Source organism: Plantibacter lichenum, assembly GCF_050587525.1.
Lineage (GTDB): Bacteria > Actinomycetota > Actinomycetes > Actinomycetales > Microbacteriaceae > Plantibacter.
This window is the reverse complement of the sequence record NZ_JBOBFT010000007.1, coordinates 94,238-117,826: the sequence shown is the minus strand read 5'-3', so window position 1 is coordinate 117,826 and position 23,589 is coordinate 94,238. Positions and strand designations below refer to the sequence as shown.

Below are 23,589 nucleotides of genomic sequence, written 5' to 3'. Positions count from 1 at the left end.
CTACTCGGGCAGGGCGACTCGCGCGAGCCGGTACTTGCCGCCGGGCAGCTCGACGAGCGGTGTCCCCTCTGCCTCGTAGTGTTCGCGCGCGCGATCCTCATGGCCGGACGGCGGGTAACCACCCGCGCGGACGACGCGCCACCAGCTGACCTGGTGACCGGCGTGCGCCATCACTCGACCGACGCCGCGTGCCGAGCGCGAGCCGATGACCGCCGCGACCTGCCCGTAGGTGAGCGCGCAGCCCTCGGGGATCTCCGCCACGACCGACAGGACGGCTTCAGCGAACTCGTCCGCGTTCCGGATCGACGGATCTGGGGTCATGCTGTGCTGCTCACGCGTGCTCGTGGCTCGGACGACGGGCGCTGCCGCGTCGTCAGAGCTCGATGCGACCGATCGTCTCGCCGTACTCGGTCTCGCCGACGGGCTTGAAGCCGACGCGGAGGAAGAAGGCTTCCGGCCCGAGGTCGCCGGGCTCGTAGATGACGTTGACGTGGTCGAAGCCGCGCTTCTTCGCCTCGTCAGTGAGGGAGTCGACGGCGAAACGTCCGACGCCGCGGCCCTGGTCGTCCGCGTCGACGTTGATGCGCCAGAGCGCGGACTTGAACTCGTCCTGGTGTGCCTCTGGGTCGAAGTTCGCGCCGATGAAACCGACCACTTCACTGTCGTCGAGGATGACGCGCTGCCATGCGGTGGCGGGGTTGATGACCGCCGCGGCGACCGAGTACGACACGGGAGCGACGAACTGTTCCTGGCCTGGTTTGAGCGTGAGGGCGTTGACCGCAACGATCGTGGACGCGGACAGTTCTTCCAGACGCAGCTCAGACATGGGATAAGGCTAACGTGTCGGGCGGGCGGCCGGGTAGCGGGTCAGCCCCACCCACAGCACATGTTCATGTCCGCGGCGGTGCTGTGCGCGGCGCACGAACTGTCTTGATGTCGAGAGAGTTGACGCGGTCTTGTAAGCTAGTGAGCGGCCGCACCGTCGAATGATCAGGACGCGGCCGCCCCCATGCCAGGCGGAGCAACCCCGCGTCTGCACCAATACGGCCGCTCGAGATCGCGCGGCATCAGAAAGGACAATCTGTGTCGAAGATCAAGGTCGAGGGCACCGTCGTCGAACTCGACGGCGATGAGATGACTCGCATCATCTGGCAGTTCATCAAGGACTCCCTCATCCACCCCTACCTCGATGTGAACCTCGAGTACTACGACCTGGGCATCCAGAAGCGCGACGAGACCGACGACCAGATCACGATCGACGCAGCTCACGCCATCCAGAAGCACGGCGTCGGCGTCAAGTGCGCCACGATCACCCCCGATGAAGCACGCGTCGAGGAATTCGGCCTGAAGAAGATGTGGCGGAGCCCGAACGGCACCATCCGCAACATCCTCGGCGGCGTCATCTTCCGCGAGCCCATCATCATCTCGAACATCCCGCGGCTCGTGCCCGGCTGGAACAAGCCGATCATCATCGGCCGCCACGCGTTCGGCGACCAGTACCGCGCCACCGACTTCCTCTTCAAGGGCGAAGGCAAGCTGACCGTCGAGTTCACACCCGACGACGGCTCCGAGCCGCAGAAGTTCGAGGTCTTCCAGTCGCCCGGCGACGGCATCGCGCAGGTCCAGTACAACCTGGACTCGTCGATCCGCGACTTCGCGCGTGCGAGCCTCAACTACGGCCTCAACCGCAACTACCCGGTGTACCTCTCCACGAAGAACACGATCCTGAAGGCCTACGACGGCCGATTCAAGGACATCTTCCAGGAGATCTTCGACGCCGAGTTCAAGGAGCAGTTCGAAGCTGCAGGCATCACCTACGAGCACCGCCTCATCGACGACATGGTCGCTTCGGCCATGAAGTGGGAGGGCGGCTACGTCTGGGCCTGCAAGAACTACGACGGCGACGTCCAGTCCGACACCGTGGCACAGGGCTTCGGCTCGCTCGGCCTCATGACGAGCGTCCTCGCGACGCCGGACGGCAAGATCGTCGAAGCTGAGGCCGCTCACGGCACGGTGACGCGTCACTACCGCCAGCACCAGCAGGGCAAGCCCACGTCCACGAACCCGATCGCGTCGATCTTCGCGTGGACCCGTGGCCTGCAGCACCGTGGCGTCCTCGACGGCAACCAGGAGCTCATCGACTTCGCGTCGACGCTCGAGGACGTCGTCATCAAGACGGTCGAATCCGGCGCCATGACGAAGGACCTCGCGCTCCTCGTCGGCCCCGACCAGGCCTACCAGACGACCGAGGTCTTCCTGCAGACGATCTCCGACAACCTGAAGGCTCGCATCGAGGCGTAATCGCCTGCGAACCGCACACGACGGCGGGCCCGGATCTCCTGATCCGGGCCCGCTGTTCGTCTGTCCGGCCCGGTCCGTTCTGCCCGGCGTGTTCACAACTCAGGAGCGATGCGGCGTGTTGGCCGCGACACGCCGCACCGGGGCGACGACGCGCCGGAGGTCTCCTGAGTTGTGAACAGTCTCCTGACGTGTGGACAGAGCGAGCGGGGCGATGCTTCGCGCTACTTCGCGAGGAACGGGTAGAGCACCTCGATCGGCGAGGACAGGGCGGACTTGACGTTTCGCGCCGTGCCGTCGGCGAGGACCTCGTGTTCGCCTCGCTCCAGGCCGTCGAGCGCTGCACGGACGACATCGGCCGGATCGTTCTTGGGGGAGTCGATGCCACCGGTCATCGGCGTGTCCGTGTAGCCGAAATGCAGGCCGACCACGTGGGTGCCCTGTTCGGCGAGCTGGATGCGGAGCACGTTCGAGAGCGACCAGAGCGCTGCCTTCGTCGCTCCGTACGAACCGTGCACGGGCATGCTCGCCCAGCTGAGCGCCGAGTGGACCTGGATGAACGACCCGCCGCCGTTCGCGGCGAGGACCGGCGCGAAGGCGCGATTGATCGCGAGCGGGCCGAAGACGTTCACTTCGAAGAGGTGACGGACCTCGTCGAGTGACGTCGTGAGGGCGTCGTCGTCCGCGGGGGAGATGCCCGCGTTGTTGATGACGACGGTCGCGTCCTGGGCTGCGACTGCGGCTGCGGCGATGCTGTCCGCGCTCGTGACGTCGAGCGGGAGCGCCACGACGCGCGGGTCGCCCCACTCGCGCGGGGTCCGAGCCGTCGCGTACACCTTGGCGGCGCCGCGGGCGAGCGCCTGAGCGACGAACTCGCGACCGAGGCCGCCGTTCGCGCCGGTGATGAAGACGACGGCGCCGTCGAGTGAAGGGGTTGTGGAGGGTGCTGCTTCGGTGGACATGGTGCTCCTGTGGGTCGGATCGGCTAACTTGTGTAGTGCAAGCTAGCTTCCGTCATCGATATTCCCGCAGGTTCGCAACACAGGGTGCGGGTCGCGAGGGTGACGTAGCATCGGAAGCATGGGGTCGCCGCGCAGAACACGTTCAGGGTCACCGCAGGAGGCGGGTCCGGAACCGGTCTGCTCGATCGAACGGACCGCCGACCTCATGGGCGACCGCTGGACGATGCTCATCCTCCGCGAGACGCTGCTCAACCGGCTCGAACGATTCGCCGACCTCGAACGGGTGCTGGGCATCGCACCCAACATCCTCACGGATCGTCTCACCTCGCTCGTCGCGGCGGGTCTGCTCACGAAAGCCGAGTACCGCGAGCCCGGACTCCGCGCGCGCTTCGCCTACCGTCCGACGCAGGCGGGTGAGGACCTCAAGCTCGTCCTCGCCGCGTTGCAGCAGTGGGGAGACGACCATGTACCGCCGGAGGGCGGCGTGACCGTGACGCGCGAGACCGCCCGGGACCACCGCCCGGTCAGGCTCGGCTTCGTGGACGAGGGTGGCGCCGCGCACGGGCTCGACGAGGTGGCGTTCGTCCGGACGGCGGCGTATCCCGTGGCTGGCGTCTGACCCTTCGACAAACTCAGGGACCGGGCGGCCGGCGCCAGCGCATCCGGTCACTGAGCGTGTCGAAGTGAGGACGCCCGATTCGGAGGTCCGTGCCCTTCGACGGGCTGAGGGACCGGGTGCGGGTCGAGCAGGGCCTAGGCAGGGCAGGCCTCGTTCGGTACGGTGGGCGCGGGGGAATCATGCGACGACGACTGATGACGATGCTGGCGGCAGGGGTGCTCGCTGCCGGTCTGGCGGGCTGTACGATCGGCCAGGCGCACTACGCCGACCTCGATCGGGCGGCGACCGCGGAAGACGTGCTGCCCGCGTTTGTCGAGCGGAGCGACGATGCGGCTTTCGCTGAGGAGAGCGTCCGTTTGATCGGCACGTTCGAGGGTGTCGATGTGTTCCTGGCACAAGGAGATGACGAACCCGTCTGCCTGATTCTCGTGCAGCCTGTTGCGAAGTGGATCCTCAGTTGCTCTGGCGGCTCGGTCGGCACGGACCAGGTGACGGCCAAAACGACCTCCCATGGTGACCCCGAGCCTGGTTGGACGCTCCTCGGGTCGAACGTTCTCATTCAACGGACGCCCCACGGTCTGCCCACGGAGCCGGCCCAATGAGCTCGCATGCCCGAACCGGCATATGCCTCGGTGATGGGTCGCGATCGTGACGAACCTCACCCGGTCCCGCTCGCGCCTGACTCCGCGCAACGTCCTCGTCTGGGGTGTCGCCCTCGTGGGCGTCGGCATCCTGCTGCTCCCCGGGACGTCGGGCCTCCTGCAGCTGTTCGCCGACCAGTTGGGTGCCACGGGGCACCTCGGGCTCGAGATCATCACCATCATCGCCGCGATCGTCGAGAAGCTCGCACTCCCACTCGGCATCGGACTCGTGTGTGCGGCGATCGTGATGTTCCACCTTGATCGCGCCGTCGTGCGCCCTGCCGCAGCCGCGCCGGATCCGGAGGAAGCAGGCAGCGCTTCCTGATCGGTCGTGCGACGCCGTGCCCCGCTGACGGCATACTGTTCTGATCCGGCTCATTCCCGGTGGCGAAGGTGAGGCACGGTGCAACGAGGCACGAATCTGCCAGCACTCGGCGGGTACAACCAGGCGGTCATCCTCGATCTCATCCGTCGGTCGGGCAACGGTCTCAGTCGGGTGGAACTCGCCGGCCAGACGGGGCTCTCCGCCCAGACGGTGTCGAATGTCACGAAGCGGTTGCTGCAGGACGGCGTCGTCGTCGAGAGCGGCAAGTCCAGCAGCGGCCCTGGCAAGCCGAGGACCATCCTGCAGCTCGAAGCCCGCGCACGAGTGGCGATCGGCGTCCATCTGGACCCCGCCGTCATCACGTACGTGGTGCTCGACCTCGAGGGTGCAGTCATTGCACACTCGCGGAGCCTCACCCCGTCCGCGATCGATCCGGCGTCGGTCATCGTGTCCATCGCCGCATCGATCGATGCCCTCGTCGCGGAGGCGGGCGTCGCTCGCGAGCACGTGCTCGGCGTGGGGATCGCCGCACCCGGGCCGATCGATGCCGAACGCGGCATCCTCATCGACCCGCCGCTCCTCCCCGGGTGGGAGCACGTGTCCCTCCGCGATGCGCTGCTCGAGGCGACGGGGCTGCCGGTCGTCCTCGAGAAGGACGTCACGGCCGCGGCCGTCGCGGAACTGTGGCTGCAGAGCGGCCCCAGTCGCGACAACTTCGCGTTCTTCTACTACGGCACCGGTGTCGGCATCGGGCTCGCGCTCGACCACGAAGTCGTCCGCGGGGCGAGCCGGAATGCAGGCGACGCCGGCCACATCATGGTCGACGACGAAGGGCGGCGGTGCTCGTGCGGCCGGCGCGGCTGCCTGGGGGATCTCATCCTCCCGAAGCGCCTCGTGCAGGAAGCCGCGAAGCGCGGACTCTTCGACGGAATCGAGCGCGCAGGCGCATTCCCCGGGGACGAGGCGGAGCTCGACGCGGAGCTCGTCACGCGTGGGCTGGGGATCATCGCCGAGCTCGCAGCGGCCGGAGACGGCACCGCCGTGGAGATCCTGCACGGCGTCGCGGCGCACATCGCCCGCGCGGTCGTCACCGTCGTGAACCTGCTCGACATCGACCACGTCGTCTTCGGCGGACCGTTCTGGGCGCCGCTCTCGCGCGTCGTCCTCGCTGAGGTGCCGGAGCTCATCGACCGGCATCCGGCCCTCGTGCAGCCGCACGGAGTCGTCGTCACGGGGTCGTCGACGGGGGAGGACGTGACCGCGATCGGCGCAGCCTGCCTGGTGCTCGACCACACGTTCTCGCCGCGTCCGTCCGCGCTCCTCATCTCGCGCGCGTAGTCCGATCACGGTTTCTCCACTTCTCGGAGAAATGTCTTGACATGGGTTACTCCATTCGATTGAGTTATGCGTGACCAACGCACTGCGGTGACGACGCCGCACGTGGAGATCCGGTCGTGGAGCAAAGGAGCATCCATGAATCGCACACTCGGAGTCCTCGCCGTTGCAGCGGCGAGCGCACTCGTCCTGTCCGGCTGCAGCGGCGGAGCGGGTGGCGGCGGAGACGCCGACACCCTCAAGGTCGCGTACCAGAAGTTCGGCACGTTCACGCAGCTCGACGACCACATGAAGGCCGTGAAAGCGGAGTACGAGAAGGCCAACCCCAAGGTGACCGTCCAGCTGATCCCCATCGAGGCGCAGCAGAACGACTACTTCACGAAACTCGCCCTCATGAACAAGTCCGCAGCCACCGCGCCAGACGTCATGTACGAGGACACCTTCATGGTGAAGTCCGACGCCGACGCCGGATTCCTCGCGCCGCTCGACGACTACACGGCGAAGTGGGATCAGTGGGACAGCTTCTACGAGAACGCCAAGGGCGCCGGTCTCGGAGACGACGGCAAGACGTACGGCATCCCGATGGGCACTGACACGCGCGCGCTCTGGTACAACACGAAGGTCTTCAAGGACGCAGGCATCGCGGTGCCGTGGGAGCCGAAGACGTGGGACGACGTGCGCGAGACGGCCGAGCAGCTGAAGAAGGCGCTGCCCGACGTGCTCCCCATCAACATCTACTCCGGCAAGGCGCAGGGCGAAGCGGCGACGATGCAGGGCTTCGAGATGTTCCTGTACGGCACCGAGGACACGCTCTACAACACGGATGACCGGAAGTGGATCACCGGTTCGAAGGGCTTCGAGGACTCGCTCGACTTCATCGGCAAGATCTACCAGGACGGCCTCGGACCGAGCCCGCAGCAGGCGCTCGACAAGAACGTCGCCACGACGGTCGCCTCGGAATGGCTGCCGAAGGGCAAGCTCGGCATCTCCCTCGACGGTTCGTGGCTGAGCAGCACGTGGATCGAGACCGGAACGGCCCCGTGGCCGGAGTGGAACGACGTGATGGCGCAGGCCCCCATGCCGACACAGGACGGCCAGGCTCCCGGCGCGACGAGCATGTCGGGTGGTTGGACGCTCGCGATGGGCGCGAAGACGGCCAACAAGCAGGCCGCCTGGGACTTCATCGAGACGGCCCTCAGCAAGGAGAACTCGCAGGCGTACGACATCGCGGCGAGCCAGATCGCGGTTCGCAGCGACGTCTCCGAGGACGCTGACTACCAGGCGTCGAATCCGACCTTCGGGTTCTTCTCGAAGATCGTCGACGTGACGCACTTCCGTCCCGCGACGAGCGACTACGCGAAGATCTCCAACGCGATCACGGTCGCCATGGAGGCCGTCATGACCGGTCAGCAGTCCGCGAAGGAAGCGGCGAAGGCGTATGACGAGGCCCTCGTCGGCATCGTCGGCGAGAAGAACACGGCGCGGGCGAAGTAGACGATGACAGCCGTCACTCCGAGCGCGACGGCGGGAGAGCTCGGCCGGGGTCCACACGGACCCGGGCCGAGCGGGTCCCGCCCGAGCGGCTCCGCACCGCGCACCCCACGCGGTGCGCCCCGCGGGCGCGGGCTCCTGCGGACCCTGCCGCTCCTGCCCGCCGTCCTCCTCCTCGGCGTCTTCCTGCTGGGTCCCGTCATCTCCTCGTTCACCGGGTCCTTCACCGACGCTTCGCTCTCGGGTGCAGCCGCCCAGGGCGCCAGCTTCGTCGGCTTCGACAACTACATCGCGCTGTTCACCGACAAGGACTTCCCGAAGTCGGTCCTCCTGACGCTCGTGTTCCTGCTCGCCTCGGCGATCATCGGGCAGAACGTCCTCGGACTCGGTCTGGCGATGCTCATGCAGTCGTCGAACAAGGTCGTCCGGTCCGTCGTCGGCACACTCGTCGTCGGCGCGTGGGTCCTCCCGGAGGTCGTCGCGTCGTTCGCCGCGTACGCGTTCTTCAGCGAGGCCGGCACGCTCAACAGCATCCTCTCCGTCTTCGGCATCACCGGACCGAGCTGGCTGTACACCTTCCCGATGCTCTCGGTCATCCTCGCGAACATCTGGCGGGGTACGGCGTTCTCGATGCTCGTCTACTCGGCCGCCCTCAACGACGTGCCGCCGGAGATCACCGAGTCCGCGGCCGTCGACGGCGCCCGCGGCTGGCAGCGACTCCGCTACATCGTGCTGCCGATGATCCGGCGCAGCATCTCGACGAACCTCATGCTCACGACTCTGCAGACGCTGTCAGTGTTCGCCCTCATCTACGTCATGACGGGCGGCGGGCCGGGGACCGACAGCACGACGCTGCCGCTCCTCGCGTACCAGGAGGCGTTCAAGTTCGGTGAGCTCGGCTTCGGAACGGCGATCGCGACGATCCTCCTCCTCGTCGGCGGCATCTTCGGCGTCGCGTACATCAAGGCCCTCAAACCGGAGGTGGACTGACCATGGCGATGACCTCACCCAGCGGGCGCTCCATGCGCGCCGTCTCGAACGGCGTCCTCGTGCTCATCGGCGTGTGCTTCCTGCTTCCGATGCTCTGGCTCCTGCTCGCCTCCGTCGATACGCGGGCGTCGCTCACGGTGAAATGGCCGGAGCAGTTCTCGCTCGACAACTTCCTCGCGGTGCTCACGCCGGAGACCTCGCTCATCCCGCTCTGGAACAGCCTCCTGCTGTCCGGTGGCTGCGCGATCCTCACGGTCGTGTGCGCGGTGCTCGCCGCGTACCCACTCTCGCGGTACCGGATGCGGATCAACAAGCCGTTCCTCTACGGCATCCTGTTCGGCACCTGCCTGCCCATCACGGCCATGATGGTCCCCGTCTACAGCCTGTTCGTGTCGCTCAACCTCATCGACTCGATCGGCGGATCGATCCTGTTCCTCGCCGCGACCTCGCTGCCCATGGCGATCTGGATGACGAAGAACTTCATGGACTCCGTGCCGATCAGTCTCGAGGAGGCGGCATGGATGGACGGCGCCTCGATGATGACGACGCTCACGCGCGTCGTCGTGCCGCTCATGCGCCCCGGCATCGGCGTCGTGTTCATCTTCGTGTTCATCCAGGCGTGGGGGAACTTCTTCGTCCCGTTCGTCCTGCTGCTGAGCCCGGACCGACAGCCGGCCGCCGTGAGCATCTTCACATTCTTCGGCCAGTACGGTTCGGTCGCCTACGGGCAGTTGGCGGCGTTCTCCCTCATCTACTCGGTGCCAGTGCTCGCGCTCTACGTCCTCGTGTCCCGCGGGATGGGCGGCTCGTTCGCGCTCGCCGGAGCGGTCAAGGGGTGACGGGGTGATGATGACGTAACGCCGGGCCACCGCCCCAGATCTGCCCTCACACACGCTCGAGCTGAAGGAACAGCCCATGCACACGGATGCCGCCCTCGTCGAAACCCGACTCGCCAGATTCGTCTCGGAACGCCTCGTTCCGGCCACCTATGCGGTGTCGGTGCCGCTCACCCTCACCGCGTGGGAGGTGCCGGACGAGCCGGTGCCGTTCGCGGAGGCCGTCCAGGCCGAGTACACCCCGTTCGTCGTCGGCAGCCCGTGGGGGAAAGCGTGGGGGACCACCTGGTTCCACGTCACCGGGACGGTCCCGGAGGGCTGGGACGGTGCGGACACCCGGGTCGAGATCGTCGTCGACCTCGGTTTCTCCTTCGCGCAGCCGGGGTTCCAGGCGGAAGGGCTCGTCTACGACCCGTCCGGCCGGATCGTGAAGGCGCTCGAACCGCTCAACGCGCACATCCCCGTCGAGGTCGGCCCGGGCGGCGCGATCGACGTCTGGATCGAAGCCGCCTCGAACCCGGACGTCGCGGGCGTGTGGAACTACGCACCGACACCGCTCGGCGACAAGGCGACCGCCGGCGACGCCCTCATCTACGTGCTGCGCCGCGTCGATGTCGCTCTGCTCGACGTGGCCGTCTGGGAGCTCGTGCAGGACGTGTGGACGCTCAGCGGCCTCATGAACCAGCTGAGCGCCGAGCTGCCGAGGCGAGCGGAACTCCTCCGCGGGCTCGAGCGGATGGTCGATGCGATGGACCCGGACGACGTCTCCGGGACCGCAGCCGCCGGCCGCGCTGAACTTGCGCCGCTCCTCGCCTCACCCGCCTATGCGAGCGCGCATCGCGTCGTCGCCGTCGGGCACGCGCACATCGACTCCGCCTGGCTGTGGCCCGTGCGGGAGACGATCCGCAAGTGCGCCCGCACCTTCTCCAACGTCCTCGACCTCATGGACCAGGACCCCGAGTTCGTGTTCGCCTGCTCCTCCGCACAGCAGTTCGCATGGATGAAGGAGCACTACCCGCAGCTGTTCGAGCGCATCCGGGCGCGCGTCGAGGAAGGACGGTTCGTCCCGGTCGGCGGCATGTGGGTCGAATCGGACACCAACCTGCCCGGCAGCGAGGCGATGGCCCGGCAGCTCATCGCGGGCAAGGGCTTCTTCCTGGGGGAGTTCGGCGTGGAGCCGCTCGAAGTGTGGCTCCCCGACTCGTTCGGGTACTCGGGCGCGCTTCCGCAGATCGTGACGGCCGCAGGATCGAAGTACTTCCTGACGCAGAAGATCTCCTGGAACGAGACCAACCGCTTCCCGCACCACACCTTCCAGTGGGAGGGCATCGACGGCACCCAGGTGTTCACGCACTTCCCGCCCGTCGACACGTACAACTCGATCCTGAGCGGCGACGAGCTCGCGAGGGCGCAGCGCCAGTACGCCGAGAAGGGCGCGTCGAACGTGTCCCTTGTCCCGTTCGGCTTCGGAGACGGAGGCGGCGGGCCGACGCGCGAGATGCTCGCGGCCGCCAAACGGACGAAGTCGCTCGAGGGCTCGCCGATCGTGGAACTCGCTTCGCCGCAGGCGTTCTTCGAGCGTGCGGAGGCGACGTACGAGCGCCCGCCGATCTGGTCGGGTGAGCTGTACCTCGAGTTCCACCGTGGCACCTACACCTCGCAGGCGCGTACGAAGCGCGGCAACCGCCGGAGCGAGCACCTCCTGCGCGAGGCGGAGCTGTGGGCCGCGACGGCCGCCATCCGCACGGGCGCCGAGTATCCCTACGCCGCGCTCGAGACGTCGTGGCGGACGGTCCTGCTCCAGCAGTTCCACGACATCCTGCCCGGTTCGTCGATCGCCTGGGTCCACCAGGTGGCCGAGGCGAACTATGCGGAGGTCGCCGAGCGACTGGGCGGGCTCATCGATGCGTCGCTCGCCTCGCTCGGCGGCGGTGCCGGTGATGCTGGCGCGACTGCCGCTTCGGCAGAGGTCGTCCACGTCAACGCATCGCCCTACGCGGTCGACGGCGTGCCGGCGCTGGGCGCTGCAGCTCGCGTCTCCGGCGAGGCGGCGAGCATCGTGCAGGACGCCGACGGCTGGCTCCTCGACAACGGCCTCGTGCGCGTGCGGATCGATGCGGTGGGCCGCGTGACGTCGATCTTCGACGTCGTCGCCGATCGTGAGACGGTCCCGGACGGGGAGACGTCGTTCGCGTTGCAGGTCTTCCGCGACACCCCCAACCAGTGGGACGCGTGGGACGTGGACATGCACTACCGTAGACACCTCACGGAGCTCGCCGCGGCGGAGTCTGTGGCGCTGGAGGCCGACGGGAGCGATGCCGTGGGGCGGGTCGCCGTCCGCATCACGCATCGCTTCGGCGCCTCGACGATCACGCAGTCGATCTCGGTGGAGCCCGGCCGTCCGACGGTCGATGTCGTCACGACGGTCGACTGGCACGAACGGCAGAAGCTCCTGAAGCTCGCGTTCCCCGTGGACGTCCGCGCCGAGAATGCGACCTCGGAGATCCAGTTCGGGCACATCCACCGGCCGACGCACGTCAACACCTCGTGGGACGCGGCGCGCTTCGAGACCTCCGCGCACCGGTGGGTGCACGTGGGGGAGCCCGGCTACGGCGTCGCCGTGGCGAACGACTCGACGTACGGGCACGACATCACCCGGGCGACGCGGACGGACGGCGGGACGACGACACTCGTGCGCCAGTCGCTCCTCCGCGCGCCGCTCTTCCCCGATCCAGAAGCCGACCAGGGCGTGCACGTCCTCCGGTCGACGCTCACCGTCGGTGCGGAGATCCTCGATGCGGCACGTGAGGGCTACCGGATCAACCTCCCGTTGCGGACCCTCACGGGTGCGCCCGTCGCGCCGATCGTGTCGGTCGACGACCCGGCCGTCGTCGTCGAAGCGGTCAAGCTGGCGGAGGACCGTTCGGGCGATCTCGTCGTCCGCCTGTACGAGGCGTCCGGCGGACGGTCGTCGGCGAACGTCCGCTTCGGGTTCGCCGTCGCGGGGCTCCAGCGGACGGACCTCCTGGAGCGCACGACCGGTGACCAGCCGGCACTCGCCGCGGACGGTTCGGTCGCGCTGCGTCTGCGTCCCTTCGAGATCGTGACGCTCCGCGTGCAGCGCGGATAGCGCCCAGCCCATCCGCTCGTCGGCGGCTTCGTGTCATCCGGGCCTGGCCTGGACGACACGAAGCCGCCGACGAGCGGTGCGTTCGGGTCAGGCGAGCTGGATGACCGCGGACTCGTCGTTGAGGACGACGATCGGCGTGATCGACGGATGTCCGGCGGCCCGGATCTTCGCGAGGTCGAACCGGAGGAGGGGCGTGCCCGCGGTCACCTCGTCGCCGACCTGGACGAGGGTCTCGAAGCCGTCGCCGCGCATCTGGACCGTGTCGATCCCGACGTGGATGAGGAGCTCCGTGCCGTCCTCGAGGAGGAGCGCGACGGCGTGGCCCGTGTCGAAGACGTGGCCGACGGTCCCGTCCACCGGTGCGATGACGGTGTCGCCGGAGGGCTCGATCGCGATGCCGGGCCCCATGATGCCCTCGCCGAACGTCGGGTCCGGCACCGCTGAGAGCGGCAGGACCGTACCGGCGAGCGGCTGTCGAAGGACGAGCGTCTTCGCGGGCGCTTCAGCGGTGAGCACGGTCGCGGACGGTGACGCATGCACCGGTTCGTCATCGCGGGTGGGCGCGGTGGCCGTCCCCGCGATGAGCTGTTCCATCGCGTCCTTCACGAATTGGACGTTCAGGCCGTAGACGACCTGGACCGATGTGCCGCCCGGTTTGATCGTGCCGGCGGCACCGGCGCGTTTCAGCGCCGCTTCGTCGACGAGGGTGGTGTCCGCCACCTCCAGACGCAACCGTGTCGCGCAGTTGTCGATGTCCGTCAGGTTGTCCTTCCCGCCGAGGGCGTCGATGAACTTCGAGGCGGTCGCTAAGTAGGCGGCGCCCGAGGTGCCGCCTGGTGCGGACTCGTCTGCGTCGACCTGGTCATCGTCCTCGCGACCGGGCGTCTTGAGCTTCCAGCGGAGGATCACGAAGCGGAACACGAAGAAGTAGATGAGGAACCAGCCGACGCCCATGACGGGGATGAGCCACGGGTTCTCCGCCATGGGGTTCGTCCAGTTGAGGACGAGGTCGATGAATCCTCCCGAGAAGCCGAAGCCCATCCGGACCGGCAGGAGTGCACTGATCGCGAGCGAGACGCCCATGAACACCGCGTGGACGAGATAGAGCCAGGGTGCGAGGAACATGAAGGCGAACTCGAGCGGTTCGGTCACGCCGACGAAGAACGAGGAGACGGCGGAGGACAGGAGGATGCCATAGACGATCTTCTTCCGCCTGGTCTTGGCGGTGAGGTACATGGCCAGAGCGGCGCCGGGGAGGCCGAACATCATGATGGGGAAGAAGCCCGTCATGTACTGGCCCGTGACCCCGTAGACGCCGGTCCCGTCGAGGAAGTTGCCCAGGTCGTTGATGCCGGCGACGTCGAACCAGAACACCGAGTTGAGGGCGTGGTGCAGCCCGAGCGGGATGAGCAGACGGTTCATGAAGCCGTAGATGCCCGCTCCGATGGGCCCGAGGGTCACGATGTACTCACCGAATCCCACGAGACCGCCGTAGACGAACGGCCACACGAAATAGAGGACCAGGGCGACGACGAGCGAGACGCCCGCGGTGACGATCGCGACGGACCGTTTGCCGGAGAAGAACGACAGCGCGTCGGGCAGCTTCGTGTCCTTGAAGCGGTTGTAGCAGAACGCGCCGATGAGGCCGCAGAGGATGCCGATGAAGGCGTTCTGGATGCTCGAGAACGCCGGATCGACGTCTCCCGGATCGATGCCCTGGAACAGCGCGACGGTCTCGGGTTTCAGGAGCGTCGTGACGGTCAGCCAGGACACGAGTCCGGCGAGGGCTGAGGTGCCGTCGGTCTTGTTCGCCATGCCGATCGAGATGCCGATCGCGAAGAGGAGCGGCATGTTGTCGAGCAGCGCCCCGCCCGCCGCGCTCAGGAACGTGGTCGCGAGGTTCTCACCCGCAGCGGATCTGATCCAGTAGCTGAGGCCCACGAGGATCGCCGCTACGGGCAGGACGGCGACCGGCAGCATGATCGATCTGCCGAGCCTTTGGAAAAACTTCATCGGTGCCTCCTACAGCATCGTCGTAAAACCATCTTACGCACTGACATACTGATGAGTTCACACCCATAGTTGATCCGGAAACGCCACAGGGCCCGGATCGCACGGATCCGAGCCCCTCGTCTCCCCTGGTGGGGAGTGGGAACGCTTAGGAGTTACAGGCGGTCTGCAGGTCGGTCGCGTCCGTCTGGAATGCGGTGATGCCGTCGCCGAGAGCCGTCTGGTCGGCCTTCGCCGGGTCGGCCGCGGCTGCGACGAGGAGGCTGATGACCTTCGAGAGTGATTCCTTCGTGGCCTGGGCGGGTTTCTTGATGTCCTCGTTCGAGACCTTGTCCATCGTCTCGCCGAAGTTCGTGTCGATCTTCTTGAGATCGGTCGTCGCCTTGTCCGGGTCGGTGGCGATCCCGGAGAAGGCTGCGGAGAGCTGTGCTGCGGAGTCGGTCAGCTCGGTGCTGATGAGCTTGCACGCGTCGGCTTTGCTCTGGCCGCCGCCGGCACAACCCGTGAGGAGCAGGCCGACGATGGCGAATCCGCCGAGCAGGGCTGCTGTGTTCTTCTTCATGCTGTGGGGTCCCCCTACGAATGTGTGGTGGCGCGAGCTGCGCACCGCCCTCCAGGCTATCTGGCGCAGCGGAGAGCGCCATGGGCAGTGGTTCCCATGTCGGTGCATCCGATGCGCACGTGTCGTGTTTCCGCGGGATAACGGCCGGGTGGCGTTTGTAACGACTGGGTAAACGAGTGGTGGATCGGTGCTGTCCTGCTTGCGATGGTTTAGTTCGTACGCTTTACTAACAAATACGACCGGATCGACGATGACCGGGAAGCGCGGCTTCTCGAACATGCGCAGACAGCATCACCGGCCGTCACGGTCCTGTAGACCACCCCGGGCGTCACAGTAGACGTCCGAACTCGATGTGTGGCTATCCCGGCCACGCTGACAGCACCAAGAGAAGGAAGATCACTATGAAGCGAAAGCTCGGTATCCTCGCGCTGGTCACGGCATCCGCCATCGCGCTCGCCGGCTGTTCAACCGGCGGTGCAGCGGGCAGCGAAGCCAGCGGCTTCGACGCCAAGGGCGCGAAGGACCAGGACGTCACGTTCTGGGTCATGGGCAGCGACACGCCCCAGGAACTCCGCGACTACCTCATCTCCGAGTACAAGAAGGCCACGGGCGGCACCCTCACGATCGAGGAGCAGGGCTGGGGCGACGCGCTCACGAAGCTCACCAACCAGCTCCCCGACGCGAAGAACACCCCCGACGTCACCGAGATCGGCAACACCTGGTCGCCGACCTTCACGAACGCCGGATCCTTCACCGACCTGAGCCCCATCTACAAGGACCTGGGCGGCGACAAGCTCCTCCACTCCTTCGTCGAGGTCGGCGAGGTCGACGGCAAGCAGTACGCACTGCCCTACTACTTCGGTTCGCGCTACATCACCTACCGCAAGGACATCTGGAAGGCTGCCGGCCTCGAAGAGCCGAAGACGCTCGACGAGTTCAACGCCGACGTCGCCAAGCTGAAGACGCCCGCACAGTCCGGCTTCTACATCGGCGGCGAGGACTGGCGCAACGGTGTCTCGTGGGTCTTCGCCAACGGCGGCGAGCTCGCCACGAAGGACGGCGACAAGTGGGCGTCCGCACTCTCCTCCGCTGACACGCAGAAGGGCCTCGAGCAGTTCCAGCAGCTGTTCACGGACGCGTCCAACGCTCCTGTGACGGAGAAGGACAGCACGCCGTGGGTCAACATCAACAATGACCGCAACGGCGGCGCTCCCGAAGCCGCGACGATCATCGCACCGGGTTGGGCCCACTGGTCCATCGGTGACTTCACGGGCGACAAGAAGGACGACGCGGGCAACGCGGTCGTCGACGCCAACGGCGCACCCGTCGAGGTCCGCACCTGGAACGACGACACCTTCGGCGTCTTCCCGCTGCCAGGCAACGACGGCAAGCCCGCCCCGGTCTTCGCCGGCGGATCCAACATCGCCATCTCCAAGACGAGCGCGAAGCAGGCCGGTGCGAAGGAACTCCTCCGCATCATCTTCTCCGACACGTACCAGGAGATGCTCGGCAAGAACGGCCTCGGCCCGGCGAACACCGACTACGTCTCCTCGCTCGGCGACGACCAGTTCGCGAAGGCGCTCGTCGACTCCGCACTGCACTCGAAGCTGACGCCGGCCGCACCCGGTTGGGCAGCCGTCGAGGGCAAGTCGTACCTCGAGGAGTTCTTCGGCAAGGTCGCCGGCGGTGGGGACATCAAGGCCCTCGCCAAGGAGTACGACGACAAGATCAACAAGATCATCAACGGCTGATCCAGCCCTCCACGGTTCGGACCCCGTCGCACGCGCGGCGGGGTCCGAACTCCGAACTCGAACCGAACGGAGGACGCACGTGACCTCGTCGACGCTGCAACGCACGCCGCGCGCCACCATCACCCGAACCGCGGTCCAGAACCGCCGCCGCAAGCGCTTCGCGCCGTACATGCTGCTCATCCCGGCCATCGCCATCCTCCTCTTCGGACTCGGCTATCCCGTCATCTGGCAGATCGTCACCTCGTTCCAGAAGTACGGGGCGCTGCAACAACTCGGTGGGCAGGCCCCGCCGTTCGTCGGACTCGACAACTACATCGCCGTCGCGACCAACCCGGAGTTCTGGGGCGTCGTCGTGCGCTCCCTCGTCTTCTGCCTCGCGACCGCGTTCATCACGCTCGTGATCGGCATGCTGTTCGCCCAGCTCATGACGGCCATCGGCAAGGCGGCCAGACTGACCCTGCAGATCGGCCTGCTCCTGGCCTGGGCCATGCCGGTCGTGGCCGCCACGACCGTGTGGATCTGGCTCTTCGACCGCCGCCGCGGCGCCATCAACTACCTGCTCGACATGATCCCCGGCGTCGACATGCACCGGTTCGACTGGATCGGCACCCCCAGCACCTTCTTCGTCGTCGCGAGCATCATCGTGATCTGGATGTCGGTGCCGTTCGTCGCGTTCTCCGCGTACGCCGCCCTGACCCAGGTCTCCGACGAGGTCCTCGAAGCCGCGGCCCTCGACGGCGCCGGCGGATGGCAGCGCTTCAAGGACATCATCTTCCCGACGATCCGGCCCGTCATCGCGATCGTGCTCCTCCTGCAGCTCATCTGGGACCTCCGTGTGTTCACGCAGATCACGCTCCTGCAGGACGCCGGTTCGAAGGGGTCCGACTTCGACCTCCTCGGCACCTACATCTACAAGTCCGGTGTGGCCGGCCTCGACTTCGGTCAGGGCTCGGCGATGGCGCTCTTCGTCCTCGCGCTGACGATCGCGCTCAGCTGGTTCTACATCCGCAGTCTCCTCAAGGAGGACGAGCAGTCATGACCGCAACCCTCATCGAAACGGGCACGCCCGGCGTCCCCGTCGCGGAAGCGCCCAGAGCGCGCGTGAGCGGAGGCCGCCCCGGCCGTGCCAAGCGCAAGGTCGGCAAGACGCTCCTCGGCGCACTCGCCGTGGTCCTCGGCCTCATCTGGGTCTTCCCCGTCTACTGGATGATCAACTCGGCGCTGCTGCCGAAGAGCTACCTCGAATCGTTCACGCCGACGTTCTTCCCCGTGGAGGCCTCACTCGGGAACTTCCGCGCGGCGATCGCCGACGGCTCGTTCTTCACGGCGCTCGGCATCAGCACGGGTGTCACCCTCACCGCCGTCTTCGCCTGCCTCATCTTCGCGTTCCTCGCCGCCATCGCGATCAGCCGATTCCGGTTCAAGGGTCGGACGACGTTCATCCTCGCCGTCCTCATCGTGCAGATGCTGCCGGCGGAGGGCCTCTTCATCGCCCAGTACAAGATGATGTCGACGCTCGGTCTGAAGGGCAGCATCGTCGGTCTGAGCCTGCTCTACATCGCGTTCGTGGTGCCGTTCACGGTGTGGATGCTGCGCGGGTTCGTCGCCGGCATCCCGGCAGAACTCGAGGAGGCGGCCATGGTCGACGGCCTGAGCCGCACCCAGGCGTTCATGCGGATCACCTTCCCGCTGCTTGCGCCCGGCCTCGTCGCCTCCGGCGTATACGCGTTCCTGCAGTGCTGGAACGAGTTCACCGTCGCCCTCGTCCTCATGGACCAGCAGACGCAGACGCTCCCGCTCTGGCTGCGCGGCTTCGTGATGCAGAGCTCCACGCGCGCGATCGACTGGGGCCAGGTCATGGCCGCATCCGCGCTCGTCGCCGTCCCCGTCATCATCTTCTTCCTGTTCGTCCAGGGTCGCCTGACGAGCGGGCTCGTGAGCGGGGCGGTCAAGGGCTGATGGCCGGACTCGGAACCGCCGCGGCGCGGCGGCCCGTCGGTGAGCTCTCGTGAGGGTCGGACTGGACATCGGCGGCACGAAGACCGACGCCGTCGTCATCGATGCCGAAGGACGCCTCCTGCACCGCGTGAGGATGCTGACGGGCCTCGGGCCGGAACAGGTCGTCGCGACGGCGATGCTCGCGGTCGAGGAGCTCGCCGCGCTCGCGGACGTGCCCGTGAACGGCTTCGCGTCCATCGGCATCGGGATCCCCGGCATGGTCGACGCGGTGAGCGGGAGAGTCGCGCACGCCGTGAACCTCGAGATCGAGGACCTCGACCTCGGCGGGATCCTCGCGTACCGACTGGGCCTCGCGGTGAGCGTCGAGAACGACGTGAAGGCCGCGGCGCTCGGCGCAGCGCACCTCCTCGGCGCGACCGGTTCGCTCGCCTACCTCAACCTCGGGACGGGCGTCGCCGCCGGCCTCGTCGTCGACGGCCGCCTCTGGCGGGGCTCGACGGGCATCGCGGGAGAAGTCGGTCACATCTCGGTCGACCCCGACGGTCCCCGCTGCGCGTGCGGCCAGTACGGTTGCGTCGAGGTGCTCGCATCCGGCGGCTCGCTGTCGAAGGAATGGGGCGGCTCGCACGAGTTCCCCGTCCTCGACCTCTTCGACGCGGCGGACCGCGGCGACGAGCGCGCCATCGCCCTCCGCACACGGCTCGGACACGGCGCCGCAGCCGCGCTCCGCATCCTCGCGCTCACGGTCGACGTCGACCAGGTCGTCATCGGCGGGGGCCTCAGCTCCCTCGGCGAACGCCTCCAGATCGTCGTCCGGGACGCGCTCGTCGAGTCCGCCCTGGACTCCCCGTTCCTCGCCTCGTTGCACCTCGAGGACCGGGTCGAACTCGTGCCGTCCGGATCCCCGGTCGCCGCGATTGGTGCTGCGCTCGTCGGTGTAGGAGAGTTATCGCATGGCTGAAGTTGTGATTGTGAAGAACGCCGCTGCGGCAGGCGACCTCGTGTCGGGAGCGATCGTCTCGCTCATTACCCGTAACCCCCGGGCGGTGCTCGGTCTGGCGACCGGATCCACCCCGTTGTCCGTCTACGAAGCGCTCGCGAAGAAGGTCGTCGGACTCGATCTGTCCGGCGTCCAGGGCTTCGCGCTCGACGAGTACGTCGGCCTGCCGGAGGGTCACCCGGAGTCCTACCGCGCGGTCATCACGCGCGAGGTCGTGGAGCCCGTCGGACTCGTCCCGTCGCAGATCCACACGCCGAACGGGGCAGCGGAGACCATCGAGCACGCCGGCGCCGACTACGAGAAGGCGATCCGCGCGGCCGGGGGAGTGGACCTGCAGATCCTCGGCATCGGGACCGACGGCCACATCGGCTTCAACGAGCCCGGTTCGTCGTTCGCCTCGCTCACGCGCGTGAAGACGCTCACCGAGCAGACCCGTCGCGACAACGCGCGCTTCTTCGACTCGATCGACGACGTCCCCATGCACTGCATCACGCAGGGCCTCGGCACGATCCTCCGCGCGGAGCACCTCGTGCTGCTCGCCTTCGGCGAGGGCAAGGCCGATGCGGTCGCCGCCGCCCTCGAGGGCCCCCTCGCCGCGAACGTCCCCGGCTCCGCCGTCCAGCTGCACGCGCACACGACCGTGGTCGTCGACGAGGCGGCCGCGTCGAAGCTGCAGCACGCGGACTACTACCGCTACACGTACGCCAACAAGCCCTCCTGGCAGGGCATCTAGGCGTTTCACCCATCGACAGGCTCAGGGACCGGACCTCGGTCACTGAGCCTGTCGCTGTGCGGTCGCTGAGGCCGTTCTCCGGTCACTGAGGCCGTTCTCCGGTCACTGAGGCCGTTCTCCGGTCACTGGGGCCGCTCTCCGGTCACTGAGCCTGTCGAAGTGGGGAAGCGGCGCCTCAGTCGTCGATGACGTGCACGAGCTCGTCGATGAAGCTCCCGAAGTCGTCCGAGCGCCGGATGATCCGCGCAACGCTCGCGCGCTCGGAGAACACCTCGACGAACTGATCGAAGACGGTCTGGAACGCGGCCCGATCGCTCTCGCTGAACGCGACGAGCGCCACGACGCTGACCCGCGCGCCGCCCCAGTCCATGGGCGTCTCGTTGACGGCGATCGCGATGGCCGTCGACGTCGCGCTCATCGCCATCGCGTGCGGCACCGCGAGGGTGTCGGTGAACGCGGTCGACGACATCCGCTCCCGCTCGATCGCGCCGGTGACATAGCCCTCGTCGATGACGCCGCGCGCGATCATCCGCTCGCCGAGGAGCCGGATCATCGACTCCTCGTCCTTCGCGTACGCGTTGCGGACGAAGAGCTCCGGGTGGAAGTACTGGAGCAGTTCGTCCTTGATGCTCGTGAGGCGGACGGCCCGTCGCACACGGCTGACGGCGGTCCGGACGCGTTCGACGTCGCCGGCCGTGAGGAACGGTTGGATGAGCACGATGCCGTCCGCCGGCGTCGGCGGTTCGATCGTCGTCAGGACGAGCTCCGTGTCGATCGACGACCAGTCGACGTCGCTCCGGGTGACGACGGCACGCACGTCGAGCACGTCGCCGAGCAGCGTCTCCACGCGAGTCCGCAGCACCTCGTGCATGTCGTAGTAGCCGGGGGACACGATCGTGCACCCGAGGAGCGTGTCCTTCAGCGCATTCTGTTCGAGTTGCGCGCCGACGTGCATCGCGATGTAGGCGATCTCGTCGTCGTTGATGACGATCGAGCCGTGCCGTTGCAGCTGGCTCGCGATGAACACGGCGAGCTCGTAGATCATCGGGTACGAGGTCTTGATCGAGCGCGTGAGCGGGTTCCGCGAGTACGACTGGTCGTGGGCCCGGCGGATGAGGTTCTGCACGTGGAGGGTGAGCCGCACGATGAAGTCCTCGTCCGAGAGGTCGACGAGGTACTCCTCGCCCGCCCGCCGCACGGCTTCGCGGACCGCCGCGAGGTCGCCCGCGTTGACGTAGTCGTCGACGATCGATTCCGCCGGAGCACCGCTGCCCGGCGTGATGACCCGTGTGACGAGGAGATAGGCGAGGTAGACGAGGTCCGCGTCGCTCAGCGTGACGTCGAAGTGGAGGGTCACGAGCCTGGCGAGGTCGACGGCGATGACGTCGACCTCCGGCGTCTGCGGGGTGTGCGTGACGACCTCGACGGGCCGGTCCTTCGCGACGCGGTCGACCGCGATCGCGATGTGGAGCAGCACGTTCGCGACGCCGTACTCGTTGACGTAGTAGCCGCGGTCCGTGAGCGATGCGATGAGCTCGCCCTTGAACGGACCGAACTCGGCAGGCGCGAACGCCCGCTGCAGGGCTTCGAGTTCCACGAGGCCGCGATCCGTCTCATCACGGAACATCCGACTGAGCAGGCGCCTGCGTTCGGTCTCGCCGCCCGTCATCGTGACCGTGCTGCCGGACCGTTCGAGCGTGAGCGTCGTCTCCGCGAGCATCGAACGGACCCTCGTCAGATCGCCCTCGACGGTCGATTCACTCACGTGCAGACTGCGCGCCGTCTCGAACACGTCGATGCCCTGTGGCGAGGCGATGAGGAGCCGGACGAGACCGTACAGGCGGTCCTTGGGCGTCTCGGACTCGTGGGCGGACGCCGCTCGCTGCCGGTAGACGGCGTAGCCGTCGGCGTTCAGCCGATAGCCGGACGGCCCGGATTCGACGACGTCGTGCGGTGCGGCGCGCGTGTTGACGGCCGTGACGTAGCTGCGGACGCTGCGGGGAGTGACGCCCAGGAGGTCGGCGAGTTCCGTGGCCGTCGTCCACGAACCGCGCTTGGCCAGATGGCCGAGCATCCGTTCATGTTTCTCGCGTGCCACGTCCCACTCCCACTCGGACTCGATCCGTCGACGATGACCGTTCTGCAGTCCTTCCCAACGAGTCAACCATCTCCAGCCGTCGGCCGTCGCGTATTCGAGAACCTTTCCGCCCGGGCGGAAGACGATCTGGTGGTGCCGGGGACGGCGAGGGGTGCACGATGACGGTGCAAGGTTCGGCGGTTTCTGGAGGCGGGTCGATGAAGATCCTGGTGGTCTGTGGCGCTGGTGCGTCGAGTACGTTCGTGGCGCTCCGGATCCGGACCGCGGCGAAGGCCCGCGGCATCGCGGTGACGGCATCGGCCGGGCAGGAATCCATGCTCGGCGACGGCCTGCAGGACGTCGACGTGGTCCTCGTCGGATCGCACCTCGGCGGTCGCCTCCACGCGATCACGGAGCAGGCCGGCCGGCACGACGCTGCCGTGGCGCTCCTCCCGGAGGACGTCTTCGGCGAGAACGGCGGCGACCGGGCCCTCGACCTCGCGCTCGGTGCGCGGACAGCGTCCGCGTGATGTGTCCACAGTCTTTTCACCACCCACGATCCACCACAGCACGGAGGTAGTCCCCATGGCCACTCGCACGGTTCGCATCGGCTCGTCGCACGGTTTGCACGCACGTCCCGCGAAGCTCTTCACCCAGGCCGCCACGAAGTCCGGGTCCGCGGTCACGATCTCGAAGGGTTCAGGCAAGGCCGTCAACGGCGCGAGCATCCTCGGAGTCATCTCGCTCGGCATCGAACACGGCGACTACGTGACCCTCACGGTCGACGGTGACGCCGCAGGCACCGAGTCGGAAGCGGTCCTCGACACCCTCGCCGAACTGCTCGTCACCGACCACGACGAGCAGTAGGAA

Annotated in this window: 22 protein-coding genes; 16 read left to right on the top strand and 6 right to left on the bottom strand. The window is 67.4% G+C overall.

Annotation, left to right across the window (positions count from 1 at the left end; all coding sequences use genetic code 11):
• Together ACQ3HB_RS11280 and ACQ3HB_RS11275 are read right to left on the bottom strand one after the other, a co-directional pair.
• Entirely contained in the window at positions 1 to 321 is a 321-nt protein-coding gene (locus tag ACQ3HB_RS11280) for an MGMT family protein (RefSeq protein WP_430920149.1), read from the bottom strand.
• A gap of 52 nt (positions 322 to 373) precedes the next feature.
• Positions 374 to 826 (bottom strand): GNAT family N-acetyltransferase, encoded by a 453-nt coding sequence (locus ACQ3HB_RS11275; protein WP_430920148.1) that lies wholly within the window; start codon positions 824 to 826, stop codon positions 374 to 376.
• Positions 827 to 1,083: 257 nt separating this feature from the next.
• On the opposite strand from ACQ3HB_RS11275, the gene ACQ3HB_RS11270 reads away from it, so the two are divergent.
• Positions 1,084 to 2,301, top strand: coding sequence for an NADP-dependent isocitrate dehydrogenase (locus ACQ3HB_RS11270; RefSeq protein WP_430920147.1), 1,218 nt, complete (start codon positions 1,084 to 1,086; stop codon positions 2,299 to 2,301).
• Between the two features lie 221 nt (positions 2,302 to 2,522).
• Here ACQ3HB_RS11270 and ACQ3HB_RS11265 read toward each other — a convergent pair whose 3' ends face one another.
• On the bottom strand, positions 2,523 to 3,260 hold the full coding sequence (locus tag ACQ3HB_RS11265) for an SDR family oxidoreductase (RefSeq protein ID WP_430920146.1): 738 nt from the start codon (positions 3,258 to 3,260) through the stop codon (positions 2,523 to 2,525).
• Positions 3,261 to 3,378: 118 nt separating this feature from the next.
• Here ACQ3HB_RS11265 and ACQ3HB_RS11260 point away from each other — a divergent pair, with 118 nt between their 5' ends.
• The 8 genes from ACQ3HB_RS11260 (at position 3,379) to ACQ3HB_RS11225 (ending at position 12,627) form a co-directional block, all read left to right on the top strand.
• The gene (locus ACQ3HB_RS11260) at positions 3,379 to 3,879 is read left to right on the top strand and encodes a winged helix-turn-helix transcriptional regulator (protein WP_430920145.1); all 501 of its coding nucleotides are present in this window, start codon (positions 3,379 to 3,381) and stop codon (positions 3,877 to 3,879) included.
• 194 nt (positions 3,880 to 4,073) lie between these two features.
• Entirely contained in the window at positions 4,074 to 4,481 is a 408-nt protein-coding gene (locus tag ACQ3HB_RS11255; RefSeq protein WP_430920144.1) for a hypothetical protein, read from the top strand.
• A gap of 46 nt (positions 4,482 to 4,527) precedes the next feature.
• The gene (locus tag ACQ3HB_RS11250) at positions 4,528 to 4,845 is read left to right on the top strand and encodes a hypothetical protein (protein WP_430920143.1); all 318 of its coding nucleotides are present in this window, start codon (positions 4,528 to 4,530) and stop codon (positions 4,843 to 4,845) included.
• A 78-nt stretch (positions 4,846 to 4,923) separates the two neighbouring features.
• Positions 4,924 to 6,183, top strand: coding sequence for an ROK family transcriptional regulator (locus ACQ3HB_RS11245; protein ID WP_430920142.1), 1,260 nt, complete (start codon positions 4,924 to 4,926; stop codon positions 6,181 to 6,183).
• 135 nt (positions 6,184 to 6,318) lie between these two features.
• Complete coding sequence (locus tag ACQ3HB_RS11240) at positions 6,319 to 7,674, top strand: extracellular solute-binding protein (protein ID WP_430920141.1); 1,356 nt, start codon at positions 6,319 to 6,321, stop codon at positions 7,672 to 7,674.
• Positions 7,675 to 7,677: 3 nt separating this feature from the next.
• A complete protein-coding gene (locus tag ACQ3HB_RS11235; RefSeq protein ID WP_430920140.1) occupies positions 7,678 to 8,661 on the top strand; it encodes a carbohydrate ABC transporter permease in 984 nt (327 codons plus the stop codon).
• A gap of 2 nt (positions 8,662 to 8,663) precedes the next feature.
• Positions 8,664 to 9,500: a carbohydrate ABC transporter permease gene (locus ACQ3HB_RS11230; protein ID WP_430920139.1), complete on the top strand. Its 837-nt coding sequence runs from the start codon at positions 8,664 to 8,666 to the stop codon at positions 9,498 to 9,500.
• A gap of 76 nt (positions 9,501 to 9,576) precedes the next feature.
• On the top strand, positions 9,577 to 12,627 hold the full coding sequence (locus ACQ3HB_RS11225; RefSeq protein ID WP_430920138.1) for an alpha-mannosidase: 3,051 nt from the start codon (positions 9,577 to 9,579) through the stop codon (positions 12,625 to 12,627).
• 87 nt (positions 12,628 to 12,714) lie between these two features.
• Here ACQ3HB_RS11225 and nagE read toward each other — a convergent pair whose 3' ends face one another.
• On the bottom strand, positions 12,715 to 14,640 hold the full coding sequence (nagE, locus tag ACQ3HB_RS11220; protein ID WP_430920137.1) for an N-acetylglucosamine-specific PTS transporter subunit IIBC: 1,926 nt from the start codon (positions 14,638 to 14,640) through the stop codon (positions 12,715 to 12,717).
• Positions 14,641 to 14,785: 145 nt separating this feature from the next.
• Positions 14,786 to 15,199: a hypothetical protein gene (locus tag ACQ3HB_RS11215; RefSeq protein WP_430920136.1), complete on the bottom strand. Its 414-nt coding sequence runs from the start codon at positions 15,197 to 15,199 to the stop codon at positions 14,786 to 14,788.
• A gap of 401 nt (positions 15,200 to 15,600) precedes the next feature.
• On the opposite strand from ACQ3HB_RS11215, the gene ACQ3HB_RS11210 reads away from it, so the two are divergent.
• The 5 genes from ACQ3HB_RS11210 (at position 15,601) to ACQ3HB_RS11190 (ending at position 20,642) form a co-directional block, all read left to right on the top strand.
• On the top strand, positions 15,601 to 16,950 hold the full coding sequence (locus ACQ3HB_RS11210; protein ID WP_430920135.1) for an extracellular solute-binding protein: 1,350 nt from the start codon (positions 15,601 to 15,603) through the stop codon (positions 16,948 to 16,950).
• Positions 16,951 to 17,029: 79 nt separating this feature from the next.
• On the top strand, positions 17,030 to 17,989 hold the full coding sequence (locus tag ACQ3HB_RS11205) for a carbohydrate ABC transporter permease (RefSeq protein ID WP_430920133.1): 960 nt from the start codon (positions 17,030 to 17,032) through the stop codon (positions 17,987 to 17,989).
• Entirely contained in the window at positions 17,986 to 18,909 is a 924-nt protein-coding gene (locus ACQ3HB_RS11200) for a carbohydrate ABC transporter permease (protein WP_430920132.1), read from the top strand. The genes ACQ3HB_RS11205 and ACQ3HB_RS11200 overlap by 4 nt, the downstream gene beginning before the upstream one ends.
• Positions 18,910 to 18,958: 49 nt before the next feature.
• Entirely contained in the window at positions 18,959 to 19,870 is a 912-nt protein-coding gene (locus tag ACQ3HB_RS11195; protein ID WP_430920131.1) for an ROK family protein, read from the top strand.
• Positions 19,863 to 20,642, top strand: coding sequence for a glucosamine-6-phosphate deaminase (locus tag ACQ3HB_RS11190; RefSeq protein WP_430920130.1), 780 nt, complete (start codon positions 19,863 to 19,865; stop codon positions 20,640 to 20,642). Before ACQ3HB_RS11195 ends, ACQ3HB_RS11190 begins: the two co-directional genes overlap by 8 nt.
• Positions 20,643 to 20,817: 175 nt before the next feature.
• Here ACQ3HB_RS11190 and ACQ3HB_RS11185 read toward each other — a convergent pair whose 3' ends face one another.
• Entirely contained in the window at positions 20,818 to 22,740 is a 1,923-nt protein-coding gene (locus ACQ3HB_RS11185) for a BglG family transcription antiterminator (protein WP_430920129.1), read from the bottom strand.
• A gap of 197 nt (positions 22,741 to 22,937) precedes the next feature.
• On the opposite strand from ACQ3HB_RS11185, the gene ACQ3HB_RS11180 reads away from it, so the two are divergent.
• Both ACQ3HB_RS11180 and ACQ3HB_RS11175 read left to right on the top strand, forming a co-directional pair.
• On the top strand, positions 22,938 to 23,249 hold the full coding sequence (locus tag ACQ3HB_RS11180; protein ID WP_430920128.1) for a PTS sugar transporter subunit IIB: 312 nt from the start codon (positions 22,938 to 22,940) through the stop codon (positions 23,247 to 23,249).
• A 55-nt stretch (positions 23,250 to 23,304) separates the two neighbouring features.
• Positions 23,305 to 23,586, top strand: a complete 282-nt coding sequence (locus tag ACQ3HB_RS11175; protein ID WP_430920127.1) for an HPr family phosphocarrier protein — start codon at positions 23,305 to 23,307, stop codon at positions 23,584 to 23,586.
• The last annotated feature ends 3 nt before the right edge of the window (positions 23,587 to 23,589 follow it).